The organism is Desulfobotulus mexicanus, assembly GCF_006175995.1.
GTDB classification, from domain to species: Bacteria; Desulfobacterota; Desulfobacteria; order Desulfobacterales; family ASO4-4; genus Desulfobotulus; species Desulfobotulus mexicanus.
In genome coordinates this window covers 99,364-112,534 of sequence record NZ_VDMB01000007.1, presented here as the reverse complement: position 1 = coordinate 112,534, position 13,171 = coordinate 99,364, and the positions used below count along the sequence as shown (strand labels likewise).

14 protein-coding genes are annotated in these 13,171 nt (G+C 46.3%); 10 read left to right on the top strand and 4 right to left on the bottom strand.

Annotation, left to right across the window (positions count from 1 at the left end):
* Positions 1-130 precede the first annotated feature (130 nt).
* A complete protein-coding gene (locus FIM25_RS07515; protein ID WP_139447875.1) occupies positions 131-1,723 on the top strand; it encodes a class I adenylate-forming enzyme family protein in 1,593 nt (530 codons plus the stop codon).
* Between the two features lie 186 nt (positions 1,724-1,909).
* On the top strand, positions 1,910-3,130 hold the full coding sequence (locus FIM25_RS07510; protein ID WP_139447873.1) for a GGDEF domain-containing protein: 1,221 nt from the start codon (positions 1,910-1,912) through the stop codon (positions 3,128-3,130).
* A gap of 18 nt (positions 3,131-3,148) precedes the next feature.
* Here the strand turns inward: FIM25_RS07510 and FIM25_RS07505 are convergent, their stop codons facing one another.
* Genes FIM25_RS07505 through FIM25_RS07495 form a run of 3 tightly spaced genes read right to left on the bottom strand, consistent with a single transcriptional unit; the run spans position 3,149 to position 4,291 of the window.
* Positions 3,149-3,580, bottom strand: coding sequence for a response regulator (locus tag FIM25_RS07505; protein ID WP_218961331.1), 432 nt, complete (start codon positions 3,578-3,580; stop codon positions 3,149-3,151).
* A 52-nt stretch (positions 3,581-3,632) separates the two neighbouring features.
* Complete coding sequence (locus FIM25_RS07500; RefSeq protein ID WP_139447871.1) at positions 3,633-3,938, bottom strand: helix-turn-helix domain-containing protein; 306 nt, start codon at positions 3,936-3,938, stop codon at positions 3,633-3,635.
* Positions 3,935-4,291 (bottom strand): type II toxin-antitoxin system RelE/ParE family toxin, encoded by a 357-nt coding sequence (locus FIM25_RS07495; protein ID WP_139447869.1) that lies wholly within the window; start codon positions 4,289-4,291, stop codon positions 3,935-3,937. The genes FIM25_RS07500 and FIM25_RS07495 overlap by 4 nt, the downstream gene beginning before the upstream one ends.
* A gap of 126 nt (positions 4,292-4,417) precedes the next feature.
* Here FIM25_RS07495 and FIM25_RS07490 point away from each other — a divergent pair, with 126 nt between their 5' ends.
* The 8 genes from FIM25_RS07490 (at position 4,418) to FIM25_RS07455 (ending at position 11,902) form a co-directional block, all read left to right on the top strand.
* On the top strand, positions 4,418-5,965 hold the full coding sequence (locus FIM25_RS07490; protein ID WP_139447867.1) for an ATP-binding protein: 1,548 nt from the start codon (positions 4,418-4,420) through the stop codon (positions 5,963-5,965).
* 99 nt (positions 5,966-6,064) lie between these two features.
* Positions 6,065-6,319 carry a type II toxin-antitoxin system Phd/YefM family antitoxin gene (locus tag FIM25_RS07485; protein ID WP_139447865.1) on the top strand — a complete coding sequence of 85 codons (255 nt, stop codon included), beginning with the start codon at positions 6,065-6,067 and terminating at the stop codon, positions 6,317-6,319.
* The gene (locus FIM25_RS07480) at positions 6,312-6,575 is read left to right on the top strand and encodes a Txe/YoeB family addiction module toxin (protein WP_139447863.1); all 264 of its coding nucleotides are present in this window, start codon (positions 6,312-6,314) and stop codon (positions 6,573-6,575) included. Before FIM25_RS07485 ends, FIM25_RS07480 begins: the two co-directional genes overlap by 8 nt.
* Before the next feature lie 58 nt (positions 6,576-6,633).
* Positions 6,634-6,852: an addiction module protein gene (locus FIM25_RS07475; protein WP_139447861.1), complete on the top strand. Its 219-nt coding sequence runs from the start codon at positions 6,634-6,636 to the stop codon at positions 6,850-6,852.
* Positions 6,849-7,142, top strand: a complete 294-nt coding sequence (locus tag FIM25_RS07470) for a type II toxin-antitoxin system RelE/ParE family toxin (RefSeq protein WP_139447859.1) — start codon at positions 6,849-6,851, stop codon at positions 7,140-7,142. The genes FIM25_RS07475 and FIM25_RS07470 overlap by 4 nt, the downstream gene beginning before the upstream one ends.
* Before the next feature lie 12 nt (positions 7,143-7,154).
* Complete coding sequence (locus FIM25_RS07465; protein ID WP_139447857.1) at positions 7,155-7,694, top strand: Rpn family recombination-promoting nuclease/putative transposase; 540 nt, start codon at positions 7,155-7,157, stop codon at positions 7,692-7,694.
* Positions 7,618-10,617 carry a hypothetical protein gene (locus FIM25_RS07460; protein WP_139447855.1) on the top strand — a complete coding sequence of 1,000 codons (3,000 nt, stop codon included), beginning with the start codon at positions 7,618-7,620 and terminating at the stop codon, positions 10,615-10,617. Before FIM25_RS07465 ends, FIM25_RS07460 begins: the two co-directional genes overlap by 77 nt.
* A 46-nt stretch (positions 10,618-10,663) precedes the next feature.
* Positions 10,664-11,902, top strand: coding sequence for a type IV pilus twitching motility protein PilT (locus tag FIM25_RS07455; RefSeq protein WP_139447853.1), 1,239 nt, complete (start codon positions 10,664-10,666; stop codon positions 11,900-11,902).
* Positions 11,903-12,131: 229 nt separating this feature from the next.
* On the opposite strand, the gene FIM25_RS07450 is transcribed toward FIM25_RS07455, so the two are convergent.
* On the bottom strand, positions 12,132-13,001 hold the full coding sequence (locus FIM25_RS07450) for a hypothetical protein (RefSeq protein WP_179953239.1): 870 nt from the start codon (positions 12,999-13,001) through the stop codon (positions 12,132-12,134).
* Positions 13,002-13,171 lie beyond the last annotated feature (170 nt).

Here is a 13,171-nt window from a genome sequence, read left to right as displayed (position 1 = left end):
GGTCGGTCCCTTTTTATTTTCATGGGAGAAAATGCTTTTATGGTTGATCTTAAAAAGACAGCGGATTATTCTGCCCTCCTTACCCGAAAGGGCAACGTGTTTTTTTAAAGGAAGGAAAAGAGACAGAATCATGCAGTTAATTACGGAAATTCTAGCACAGAACGCCCGGAATTTTCCGGATGCCGTTTCCCTTGTGGAACGGGCACCGGAAACCGGAACCCGCAGCAGCATCACCTGGTCTGAATTTTATGAAGAGAGCCTCAGGCTTTCCCGGGCTTTGCGTATGCGGGGCTATTCCAGGGGGGAGAAAGTGGTACATCTTATGACCAACTGCCTGGAATGGCTGCCCTATTATATGGGCATTCTGGACTCAGGCTGTTGGGCGGTGCCTTTGAATTTCCGTTTTCTGGCGGATAAAATTCTCCGTTGCAGCGTACTTGCGGAAGCCAAAGTTCTCATCTTCGGGCCGGACTTTGTGGACAGGGTACGGGCGGTAAAGCCCGGTCTCGATGCGGTGGTGGAACTTTATGTCTTTGCTGGCCCTGAAGATCAGCGTCCCCGTTTTGCCATGCCCATGGCGGACCTTCTGGCCGAAGGCGACCGTGAAAAGGCCAGAGCGCTCCCCCCTGTACCCTTAGAGCCAGATGATGAGGCAGCTCTCTACTTTACTTCCGGCACCACTGGTGATCCCAAGGGTGTTCTGATCACCCACGGTAATCTGGCCTTTGCCTGTGAGGTGGAGCATCGCCACCATCTGCAGCAGCCGGAAGATATCTTTCTTTGCATTCCTCCCCTTTACCATACGGGGGCCAAGATGCACTGGTTTGGCAATTTCAAGGTGGGGGCAGCCACTGTTCTTCTCAAGGGAGTGTCTCCACAGTGGATTCTGCAGGCTGTTTCCGAAGAAAAGGCCAGTATTGTCTGGTTGCTGGTTCCATGGGCCCATGATATTCTCCATGCCATCGAATCCGGCGAGGTTAATCTGGAAGATTATGATCTTTCAAACTGGCGGCTCATGCACATAGGTGCCCAGCCCGTTCCGCCCAGTCTGGTGAATCGGTGGAAGAAAATTTTCCCCCATCATCAGTATGACACCAATTACGGACTCACCGAAGCCACAGGGCCGGGATGTGTGCACCTTGGCATGGAAAATATCCATAAGGTTGGGGCCATAGGACAGCCGGGATGGGGCTGGGAGTGCCGCATCGTGGACAGGAAAATGCAGGAAGTTCCCTTTGGTGAGCCGGGTGAGCTGATTGTCCGGGGGGCTGGCGTGATGCGTGAATATTACGGCAATCCCAAGGAAACGGGAAAAAGTCTCAAAAACGGATGGCTCTGCACCGGAGACATTGCAAGGCAGGATAAGGACGGTTTTTACTGGCTTCTGGATCGTAAGAAGGATCTGGTCATTACCGGAGGAGAGAATGTCTATCCTGTGGAGGTGGAAAATTACTTAATCCGCCATGAGAAAATTCAGGATGTGGCCATTATCGGCACGCCCGATGATCGTCTTGGTGAACTGGTCACTGCCGTCATACAGATTAAACCCGGTATGGAGATGACGGAAGATGAGGTGAACTCCTACTGCCTTGGTATGCCCCGTTACCGCAGGCCCCGCATTGTTCATTTTGCAGAGGTGCCTAGAAATCCCACGGGTAAAATCGAAAAACCCGTTCTTCGCAAGCGTTATGCAGGAATTTATTCCAGTTTCCGTAGAGACTGAGTTTAAGCCCCTTTGATTTCAAACCTCCACTTTTTACAGGTGGGGGTTTTTTATTCCCTGTATTTCTTCACCCTTTCCCGATTGCCTGTTTTTCTGCTATGCTTTCATAATTATAAAGGAAAAAGGATGATCTCTTTTTACAGAAAAATTTAAAAGGGGCGGGCCTTTTATGCACAGGCAGGTATTATGATAACGGAAGATCAGGGAGATAAACTGGCAGGGGCCTCAGATCCTTTACTTGAGGAGATGGAACAGGCTCTGGTATCCACCATGGAAAAGGGGTTTACCTGGCTTTGTTTTCCCGGCATTCTTGAAAAAAAATACCGGCAGAAGGAGCTTAAAAGGCAGAAACTGCTTTTTCCTCCCATGGGGTCAGTGGCATTGCTGTTTTTTATCATCTATGCCGTTGCGGATTATTTCATGGTTCCGGATGTGTATCAGACCGCATGGATTCTTCGTTTTTTAGTGGCCCTTATTTCCATCCCCATACTAATTGCCATTGCCAGTTCCAGTGTGCAGAAGCATGTGGATGTCCTGATGCTTGTGGCTCTGATGTCGGGAGTATGCAGCATACTTATTCTTTTGCTCATCAGCAGATCTCCCATGGCGGCCCATTACCACACAGGGCTTTTTATTTTTGTAATTTTTATTGCCATTTCCATACGTTTCCGCCTGGCACTGGGGGTCTGTCTTTTAATTCTCATTCTTTATACCACAGCCCTTCCTTTTATGCCTGCCATGCCCCTGCCTGCCAAATTAAACAGCTTTCTGGTTATGGGTACCATCATTCTGCTCTGTCTTGTGGGGTGTTATCAGATAGAATACCGGCAGAGGCGGGATTTTCTGGGAAACCAGATGAAAAAAAACGATGCTCTGCGCCTGCAGCATCTTAACCGGCATCTTACTGAACTTTCCCTTTCCGATCCCCTTACGGGGCTTGCCAACCGTCGCCATTTTGATGAAAGCCTGAAGCTTTACTGGCGCAGGGCAGAGCGATCCGGTGATCCCCTGGCAATTCTCTTTATGGATGTGGATAATTTCAAAGCGTATAATGATAATTACGGACACCCGGCAGGGGATGAGTGTCTGAAGTCCATTGCCCGTATCCTCAAAGCTTACAGCCGGAGACCCTTTGATCTTTCCGCCCGTTTTGGCGGTGAGGAATTTGTGATGCTGCTGCCCCATACCGGTGATGATGAAGCCCGTATCATTGCCGAAAAAATCCGCAGTTCATTAGAAGGGCTGGCCATCCCCCATGCCTTTTCCGGTGTGGCAGGGTATCTGAGCATGAGCATTGGTGTTGCCACGGCCATACCCGATGAAACTGGTGATGAACAGGATCTGCTGGAAAGTGCGGATGCGGCCCTGTACCGGGCCAAGAGTTCAGGTAAAAACTGTGTCATGTAGGAAAAAGGGGGAGGATTTTTAGAGGGATTCTTCTTTCTCCTTTAAAATCCGCCTGATTTTCTTCTCAATGACAATAGGTGTAAAGGGCTTGACCACATAGTTTGTTGCCCCAATCTCCATGGCTTTAAGGATATGCTCACGGGTGCCTTCTGCCGTTATCATCAGTACGGGGATGTTTTTGAAGTCTTCGCTTTTACGAATCATACCAAGCAGTTCGGGGCCGTTCATTTTGGGCATATTCCAGTCCAGCAGAATCAGGTCAATGGCGGGTTTCATCTGAAGTCTCAGCCAGGCTGCGCCGCCATCGCTGGCATAGCTTACCTTTGTCAGGCCAAGGAATTTTAGAATGTTGCCAATGATCTGACGCATAATCTGTTCGTCATCGACCACAAGGATATTGATGTCTGCATCAATTTTGTCCAAGGGGGCCTGCCACTTTTTTTGGGTCATGGAGCGCTCCTGAGAAAAAGGATTCAGATTCTTTTGTCCTTTTTTAGTTTCGTTAGATCAGTGCTTCAATGCCTTTTCGCTCAATTATGTCTAATAATTTCTTTGAAGCTCCGGTTGGTTTTTTATTGCCCCGTTCCCATTTTTGGACAGTGGAAGGACTTATATTGAAAATACTCGCAAGAGCTGCCTGGCTTATTCTGTTTTTTTTCCGTATGGAAATAATTTTTTCAGGGGTATATTCCTGAACGGCAGGAAGGCAGAGATTTTCGATATTTTTCATGGTAATATCATCAACCAATCCACTTTTGTTTAAATCCTTAATTGTATCTGTTATTGAATCTGCGATGGTTTTTCTCATAATTTCACCTCTATAAGGTCACCATTGTCAATGGCGGTTTTTAATTCCTTCAAAGACAAATTTAATAAAATTTTTGATAATTCCTTGAAAGCATAAAATTCTTTTTTGGACAGATTTGATTTTTCATTCTTTGAAAAACCATAAATAAAAATTGCTCTGTCCTCTTTTTTGTAGCAGATTATTGTCCGTCCACTGCCAGTCTTGCCTTGCCCTGAAAAACGAATTCGTTTTTTATAAAGGTTCGAACCAAGGGTTGCATCAAAATTTCCTTCGGTAATTTCAACTAAGGCTTTGAACAGTTCAATTTTTGGGAGATTTTGCTTGGAAGCCCATTTTGAAAAATGTTTTATCATTAAATTTTTCATTACAGAAAGATAGCACCGAGTGCCATACCAGTCAATTAACATCTGCCAGCGTGGAAAAGGCGATAAAAGGGGTGATCCCTTTTAGATGAGAGAACAAAAAAGGAGGGGATTCCCATGAAAAAACTACCCATTGGTATTCAGAGTTTTGAGGCCATGCGCTCGGAGCCCCACTATTACGTCGATAAGACCAGCTTTGTTAAAATACTTATGGATTCGGGAAAATACTATTTTCTTTCAAGACCCAGACGCTTTGGTAAAAGCCTTTTTGTGGATACCATGCGCCAGGCTTTTTCAGGTAAAAAGCAGTATTTTCAGGGTTTATATCTTGAAGATAACTGGGACTGGAACACTTCATACCCTGTGATTCATATCAGCTTTGGCAGCGGTGTCATGGAGTCTCTGGAAGAACTTGGATTGACCCAAATGGAAATACTTGACCGCAATTGCAGATTTTATGGGATTGAACAGTTAGATTCTCCTACCATCAAGGGAAAGTTTTTTGAACTGATCGAAAGGCTCCATGAAAAGTTTGAGAGCAAGGTTGTAGTCCTCATCGATGAATACGACAAGCCCATTCTGGATAATATTGCCAATAAAAGCCTTGCCATAGAAATCAGAGAAAAGCTGAAAAATCTTTATTCCGTATTAAAAGATGCGGATGTTCATCTGAAATTTGTTTTTATTACAGGGGTGAGTAAGTTCTCCAAGGTTTCGCTTTTCAGTGGTCTGAACAATCTTCAGGATATTACCATGAATCCGGCTTATGCCACCCTCTGCGGTTATACCCAGAGCGAGCTTGACATGGTGTTTGCGGATCAGCTGGAAGGCCTTGACAAGGACAGAATACGGCAGTGGTACAACGGGTATTCATGGCTTGGGGAAAGGGTCTATAACCCCTTTGATATCCTTCTTTATTTCAGTGAAAGACAGTTCCGATCCTTCTGGTTTGAAACGGGAACACCCCGTTTTCTTATCACACTTCTCATGGAAGGGCATTACAGTATTCCTTCCATTGAGCAGCTTTACCTTGGTGAAGAGCTGATCGACAGTTTTGATGTGGATCGCATCCGTGTGGAAACCCTGCTTTTTCAAACCGGCTATCTCACCATAGAACGGATGGACGAAAAGATGGTGGGCCGCAGAAGCTACCAGCTTGCCTACCCGAATATGGAAGTGAAGAGCAGCCTGAACCGCTGGATCTTAAACGAGCTGGTGGATGATGTGGTGGCCAAAAGCGCCAATGAAACCTCCCTGATAAGGGCTATACAGGAAAAATCCTTCAATGATTTAAGGGATATTTTCCACCGCTTTTTTGCTTCCATCCCCCACGACTGGTACAGAAAAAATCAGCTTTCGGGATACGAGGGCTATTATGCCAGCATCTTTTACTGCTACTTTGCCGCCTGCGGATTTGAGATCCGCGCGGAAGATGCTACCAACCATGGTCGTATGGATTTAAGCCTCTTTTATGATGATATCTGCTGTATTTTTGAGTTCAAGGTGCTTGAAAATGCAGGGGAGGGCAGTGCCATGGCCCAGCTTAAAGATAGAAAATACCATGAAAAATATCAGGGTTCCGGTAAGGAAATTTATCTTGTGGCTGTAGAGTTTTCTAAAAAAGACAGAAACATTGAAAATTTTGAAGTAGAGACAGTGGCTTAAGTTACCCCTTTTAGTTTGCTTGACATTTTAAGATTTTATGTACAGCATAATGTACAGGATCAGAAAGAAGGGATCCTTTTTAATCCATAGGGAGATTTCATGAGGATTGTATCTTTTACAGAAGCCAGGAACAGCTTGAAAGCGGTACTGGACGCAGTTGTTAATGATGCTGATACAACAATTATCACTCGTCGGGATGCTGAAGATGCAGTAGTTATGTCATTGAATTATTACAATAGTTTAATGGAAACAGTGCATTTGCTCCGATCTCCGGCTAATGCAGAGCATTTGAATCGTTCCATAGCACAGTATAAAGCGGGTAAAGTAATCCAAAGAGATTTGATTGATGGGTAATCGTTTGCTGGCATGGACAGATGAATCATGGGTTTCTTATCTGTATTGGCAGACACAGGACAAGAAAATGCTTCAGCGTATTAATAAACTTATCAATGATGTCAAGCGTTCTCCCTTTGAAGGCATAGGTAAACCCGAGCCATTAAAGGAAAATCTGGCTGGCTTCTGGTCCCGTCGTATTGATGATACAAACAGACTGGTTTATGCCGTTGAAGATGATGTAATAACAATAATCTCATGTCGTTATCATTATTGATAGTTAAAAGGGGTCAGACCCTTTTAACTAGATTAGTAGATTAGAAAAGGGGGCACCAATGGGGCTGGTTCAGTCTTTAAAAAACATGAGCGTTGAAGAGAAAATTCTGGCCATGGAGCTGCTGTGGGATGATCTTTGCCGGGATGGAGATATACTGCCATCCCCCCAATGGCACAGAGGTGTCCTTGAAGAAAGGGAGGGGCTACTTGAAAGGGGAGAAGATGCGTACATGGATTGGGAAGAGGCAAAAAAATCCATAAGAGAAGAATTGTCATGAAAGTCCGGATTCTTCATTCTGCTCGCAAAGACATGATGGAGGCTTATCATTTCTATGAGAGGCAGGCAGATGGGCTCGGCACTTATTTTTTGGATGTAATTTTTTCTGATATAGATTCCCTTCAGTTTTTTGCCGGGATATATGCGCCTTTTTTTAAGGATTATCGCAGATTACTTTCAAAGAGATTCCCATTTGCCATTTATTACCTGCTTGAAAATGAAAAGGTATCTGTCCATGCGGTGTTGGATTGCCGTCGTCACCCTGCATGGATTAGAAAAAAATTATCATAAGGTGTAAAACGGGTGCCCCCTTTTAGAGAACCACTTTCAGGAAGGTCTTCCCCTTTTTCTGACCTGCTTTATATCTGCCAGTTCAAAGGTAAGCTGATCCGTATAGCCCTGCTTTTTGAGCATAAAAGCTATGTGGATCATGATATGCTCTTTAAAATCCTTCTGTATATGGCAAGTCAGTGGGAACGATGCCGCAAGCAGGAGATAGAAAAAAACCCCATTATTTCCATCGTGATCTATCATGGAGAAAGAAAATGGCAGCCCGGTCTTCTCAGTGACTGTTTTAAAGACCTGCCCTCCATGATCAAGCCCTTCATCCCGGATTCAGAGTACATTTTCAAAGCCACAGATCTTCAGCCTGAATATGTGGCTGAGACGATAGGTCGTGTAAGCCTGAAAGGAAAGGAGCTTGCCATGACTACAGCGGAAAGATTGATGAATGAAGGTATGGTGCTGGGTCGTAATGAAGGTCGTTATGAAGGTCGTTGCTACCCTTGTGATTCTCGGTGTGCTGGCTTCTGTGGCAGGATTTGGACTGGTCCGTGTGGTTGAAGGTTATATGTTTACGCGTGAAAACACGGAGATAACGCAGAAGGCACAACTGGCTTTGAACCGTATGAACAGGGAAATAATTGAGCTGCTGGATATTGAAAAGGCAGAAGATGACAGTATTGCTTTGCGAAGCCGTGATGGTCTGAGAAGTTTTGGTTTTGATGATAATCGAATTCTTTTTTCAAATAGTAATGATTTTACTGATGGTGATGTACTTGCCGAAAATATAAGTGCCTTGAATTTTCAATATTACTCAGGATCGTCAGCTTGGGATAAGAATGATGTCTCAAAGCTGACTCTTGTGGAAATCAGCATGATAATACAGCGATCCGATGGAACTACCATGCCTTTTGTTTCTCAGGCTGCTCCAAGAAATAATAAAATAATTGAATTTGAAACTGAGAATCCGGAAGGCACTCCTGGGGCTAATCCACAGATTCCTGATTTTAATTATAAATTTTGCATGATTGATAGCCTGATAGTAGATAATGGAGACATGCAGTTAAAAGAATGGCTCTGGCTTTGCATTATCTTTATGGCAATAACGGGGTGGTGGGTGTGGTTCAAAAGTAATAAAGGGGGTACCCGCATGAATGAAAAAGGGAGTCTTCTTTTAGGGCTGGTTGTTACCATTGTTGTAATAGCCGCCTTGACGGCAGCCATTGTCCCAATGTTTACAAGTTCTACCATGGGTCAGGTGGTTCAGGATCAGGGCCGAAAGGCTTTTTTTCTGGCGGAATCGGGCTTCCGCTTTGCAGCCAGTTCTTTTTTGAAAGCCGGTGATGAAGACAAGAGGCTTGAGGCCATAAGTAATATGCATGGTAAGACCTACACCATGAAAGAAGGCAGTTTTCAACTGGCCTTTGAAACCTACTGGTTTAAAGCAAAAGATGATTTTACTAATGATACTGATATTTCCCTTGATGTGCATGGCCGAATTCCTTCGGTTTTTCAGGATGATGAAAAAGGGTGGGTTGAACTGGGTAATCAGGGTCATCCTTTTACTGTTAAGGCCGCATCAGGGAAAAATTTGGTTTTCACAATTGAAAATCCTGTCACAGTAAAAAAAGGAGATGATATCCGCCTTGCAAGTGATATCAAATCTGCGGGAAAATTATCGAAAGGTGAAAGTCTGTTGCTGGATTCAGATCATGCCTGGGCTCTCCCCGATTTTAATGGTAATTTTGTTTTGAGGAATTCTTCAGACAGCTTTGCTGTTTTTAATTATGAAAGATTGAATCGTGCAACTAACACTCTGGAGCGGATTCGGCAGGTGGACCCCAGAGAAGAGAAAAAAAACTGGTCCGTTGACCTGAATAATAATACCTATCTGGTTCTTGAACCTTATGTCCGGGTATTTTCAGCAGGGATAGTCGGCAATTCCCAAAGGGAGGTTGTGTATAATGCCCCTGTGGGCTGGATTGCAGGTGGAAGCATGGATGAGTTCAAAAGAGAAATCTTCCATGAAACCTTTGGAGATACGGCAAACTGGTTTGCGGGTTCAGCCCATGGCGGGCATAAAACTGTAAATATCGATGGTGCCAAAGCTTTGAAAATTACGGGTGTAGAGGGTTTTAGCGGTACGCTTAAGGTCGGGCCGTTTGATTTTAAGGTGACATGGACGGGAGATGGGCTGTGGAACATGCTGGCCCTGAACTGGGTAAAGCTGCGGACCAATCTTTTTAAATCCTGGCAGGATCACAAAGGGGCTTTGAGTTATGACCTTCAGATCAAGGTAAAAAATGACCAGCCTTATTTCATGGCGGGTATGGGATTTCGGATGAAGGGGGTTGAAGCGGACGAGAACGGGGTTTATAGTGATCTTGAAACCTATGGGGTGTCTTTTATCAGGCAGAGGCAACGGCGTGACAGGTATGACGGGATCATGATTGGTGCACCATGGTGGAGAGATACTGGTGATTGGACTTATCATGATGGGATCGCTGCGGAATTTAGAGAAGAATTAAAGAATGTTTTAAGTTTTAATGGTTTAGATGGAGTGGGTGCAAATGATTCAAGATTGGATTTGGGGAGCAGGTATGGTTGGTTTGACCAATATCAAGAGACATATATATACTCCGACCCTGCTATGATTCTATGGCAACGCAAGGGAAAAAAATTCAATGTACTGGCCGTAAAAAAACTGGCTGATGGTGCAGATAATAATATTTTGGGACTGACCAACGGCTTATCCGGAAAAGATTTGCGCCTTAAAGACTGGTCCACCCTCATGGTACGTATTATGGAGGGTTGGGAGCTTACATTTGAGGAAGGAACAAACCACGATGATCGTTTTCCCAAGCGGGGGGATATTTTGCAGGGAGAGAATGGGAACAATGCAAGAATCACCGGTATGCCTGTCTTGAAAAGCGGGAGTTGGGGAGCTGGCGATGCGGAGGGTGTGCTGCTTGTTTCTGGTATGGAGGGAGATTCGTTCAGCGCTGGGGATAAGCTCAGCATCAGAAAAGGAGATCCTAACAGTAAGTATCTTACCGTGGAAACCCTTGGCGCATCCAAGGTAAACTGGATTATGGTGTATGCGGCGGCTCCTCAGTCAAGCGGTACGGCAAATGCGCAGCAGACAGACACGTATCGTTTGGGGAATCCCCGGTCAAAGGCCAACTGGCCGCCGGATGACTGGGCTGATCGATCTCCTGAAAATGATTTTTTTACTTTGATTAAATGGGATACCCTGTCAGGTGTTACTCCGGTTCCTGCTGAGGCTGAACTGGCGGGAACCATAATCCGTACAAGTACCATACTTTCCCCCGACTTTGTGGATAATTTTGATCCTAAGGATTTTAAGGAAGCAATTACCATTCTGACCTCCAGCAGTGCCGGAACATCCACTTATTATGATGACTTTGCCATTCAGCTAGACCAGAAGGCGGGTACGGGCTTCCTCCCCCCCATCCAGCAATAAAAAGGGGTCTTAAAAAAGGGGTCTGACCCCTTTTAGGGAAAGTTTGATGAATAACCTTGAAACACTCATTAAAAACGCCATGCAGTCCGGGTACTCCGATCTGCATCTCACCGGCGGGCATCCCGTGGTGTTCCGTAAAGACGGAAAAATCGGTTTTCTGACGGATACCCGCCTTTCCCCAAAGGATATGGATGGGCTTGCCGGAGATCTTCTTACAAACCGTGAAAGGGCCATGCTGCAGTCCCGTTTTTCCGTGGATCTGGCGCGCTCCATGCAAGGCGTGCGGGTAAGGATTCATGTTTTTGCCACATCCAGGGGCTTAAGCCTTTCCATCCGCATGCTTCCCGGCCGCCCGCCTACTCTGGATCATCTGAACCTCCATCCCCTGATCCGTCAGGCCTGCCGCCTGCCCAAGGGACTGATTCTCATCTGCGGTTCCACAGGCTCCGGCAAATCCACCACCATTGCCGCCATGGTGGACGAGATCAATCAGACCCGCAGTGAGCATATCATTACACTGGAAGATCCCGTTGAATACCGCTTTGCCTCTGCAAAATCCTATGTGGAGCAAAGGGAGCTGGGCACCCACATGCCCTCCTTTGATCAGGGCCTGAGGGATGTGCTGCGTCAGGATCCGGATGTCATTGTGGTGGGGGAGCTGAGGGAGCCGGAAACCATTCGCCTGACCCTCAATGCCGTGGAGTCCGGTCATCTGGTCATAGCGAGCCTCCATGCCACCCATTCTGAAGATGCCTTTTACCGCATCTGCAATTCTTTTCAGCCGGAGATTCAGGATCTGGTGCGTAACCAGCTGGCTTCCACTCTTGCCCTGCTGGTGGTGCAGCATTTGGAACATCTGCCTGAAGCGGGTTTCAGGGTGCCTGTGCTGTCTCTTTTGCAGGGAAGTTCCGGAGTGAAGGGTCTGATTCGGGAGAATCGTTTTTCCCAGATAGAAAGTGCCATACAGATGGGTAAAGATGGCGGAATGATGACTCAGGAGCAGTACAAGAGGGATTTTCTGAGAAAACAGAGCAATCTCACGCCACCATTCCGGGTTTTTCGGCCATCCCGGGAGGATGTGACGGATCCTGCCTATACATCCCGCCTTGTAGGGCATGAACAGCTACCCGGTCAGGCAGCGGTGGCTTTGTCAGCCATGGGTGAGCTGTCGGGGGATACAGGTGCCAAAAAAAGCATCCCCGCCAGCCTGCATCATGCCGGTGAGGATGCCTATGAAATTCAGGAAGACGGGATGTCCATGTCGGATATTATTAAGAATCTGTAGAAAAGGGGGGGCATATGAAGCGGTGGCTCTTGAAGCCAAAGAAAAAAGGGGTCAGAGCCATCTGTGGCGGTGGCTGAGGCTCTCGAAGCCAAAAAAAGGGGTCAGAGCGAAGAAAAAAGGGGTCAGAGCGAAGAAAAAAGGGGTCAGAGCGAAGAAAAAAGGGGTCAGAGCGCTTTTTTAAAAACCCAAAAAAGCGGTCTTACCCCTTTTCCTTCATTTTCTGTTTCTACTAAAAACCATAGCTTAAAGAGATGTTCAGCTCCTGAAGATTGCCGTTGAAGGGGATGCCGGAGCGTCCTTTTTCATCGGGTGTAAGGCCTGCTGGCAGTTCGCCCTTTTCCGCCATCCACTGCTGCCAGCTGTAGAGGATGCCAGCACTCCAAGAGGGGCTGAGTTGCTGGCGGACACCAAGGCGGAATATGCGGCCTTCGCCTTCATTTTTGATGTCTGCGTCGTTTATTTCTCCCCACTCGGAGTTTTTATCTGAAAATCTTGCATTGTGGAAAAGCAGAGAAGATTCCACGGAAAGATCAGGCCTTGGCTGGGCCCGGAGATCCAGACCGAACCACCAGCTGTTCCATTCGGAGAGGGCATTTTTTTCGGCTTCACTGTCCGGAACAGGAGGTGCCGTACTCCCGGGACTTTGGCTGGTTCCGTGATAGGAAAGGCCCATCATGGGAATCAGGGAAAGGCGCTGGTTGAGCAGATCCCACTGATAACCGATGCCTGCGGCCCAGTCCATGCGGTCCAGATCCGTACTGTGGGGGTCTTTTCCGTTGAATTCTGAATCATAGGGAAGGGTGCTGCGGGTATTCTCCTGCTGTATGGAGGACTTGAAATGCAGCCTGTCCATGGTCATGCGCAGATCCATTCCTTTGGACTGAGCGGGATTTGTAAGGTGCATGGCCTGATCCGTATGGCTCCAGTGGGGGGTCAGCAGGGCCTGATTTTTTTCACGCATATGCACCTGCATGGCAAGGGAAGGGGGTTCCGTTCCGGGAAGAACGGGGTCTCCGGCCATGGCCTGTACCGCTGCTGATATAGTGAATATCATAAGGGTCAGGTATAGGAAAATGTGGTGTATGCGATGTCTTTTCATGTCACTATACTTCTTATAAATTAAATGCTGTCATACCGCCCGGAGCGGAAGTCAGGACATTATTTTCATAAATGAATGTCCTGCAATTATCAAATGCTATCCTAACAATTTGGATTGCGGGATGCAAGCATCCCGGAGCATATTTTTAATTTTATCTGTTTTACAGGCAG

Bases quoted from the DNA above. Each gene is read 5' to 3' on its own strand.
- FIM25_RS07450 (WP_179953239.1), bottom strand. From the start codon at position 13,001: ATGAAAAGACATCGCATACACCACATTTTCCTATACCTGACCCTTATG.
- FIM25_RS07460 (WP_139447855.1), top strand. From the start codon at position 7,618: ATGAAGGTCGTTGCTACCCTTGTGATTCTCGGTGTGCTGGCTTCTGTG.
- FIM25_RS07480 (WP_139447863.1), top strand. From the start codon at position 6,312: ATGGGTAATCGTTTGCTGGCATGGACAGATGAATCATGGGTTTCTTAT.
- FIM25_RS07510 (WP_139447873.1), top strand. From the start codon at position 1,910: ATGATAACGGAAGATCAGGGAGATAAACTGGCAGGGGCCTCAGATCCT.
- FIM25_RS07475 (WP_139447861.1), top strand. From the start codon at position 6,634: ATGGGGCTGGTTCAGTCTTTAAAAAACATGAGCGTTGAAGAGAAAATT.
- FIM25_RS07490 (WP_139447867.1), top strand. From the start codon at position 4,418: ATGAAAAAACTACCCATTGGTATTCAGAGTTTTGAGGCCATGCGCTCG.
- FIM25_RS07470 (WP_139447859.1), top strand. From the start codon at position 6,849: ATGAAAGTCCGGATTCTTCATTCTGCTCGCAAAGACATGATGGAGGCT.
- FIM25_RS07515 (WP_139447875.1), top strand. From the start codon at position 131: ATGCAGTTAATTACGGAAATTCTAGCACAGAACGCCCGGAATTTTCCG.
- FIM25_RS07495 (WP_139447869.1), bottom strand. From the start codon at position 4,291: ATGATAAAACATTTTTCAAAATGGGCTTCCAAGCAAAATCTCCCAAAA.
- FIM25_RS07455 (WP_139447853.1), top strand. From the start codon at position 10,664: ATGAATAACCTTGAAACACTCATTAAAAACGCCATGCAGTCCGGGTAC.
- FIM25_RS07485 (WP_139447865.1), top strand. From the start codon at position 6,065: ATGAGGATTGTATCTTTTACAGAAGCCAGGAACAGCTTGAAAGCGGTA.
- FIM25_RS07500 (WP_139447871.1), bottom strand. From the start codon at position 3,938: ATGAGAAAAACCATCGCAGATTCAATAACAGATACAATTAAGGATTTA.
- FIM25_RS07505 (WP_218961331.1), bottom strand. From the start codon at position 3,580: ATGACCCAAAAAAAGTGGCAGGCCCCCTTGGACAAAATTGATGCAGAC.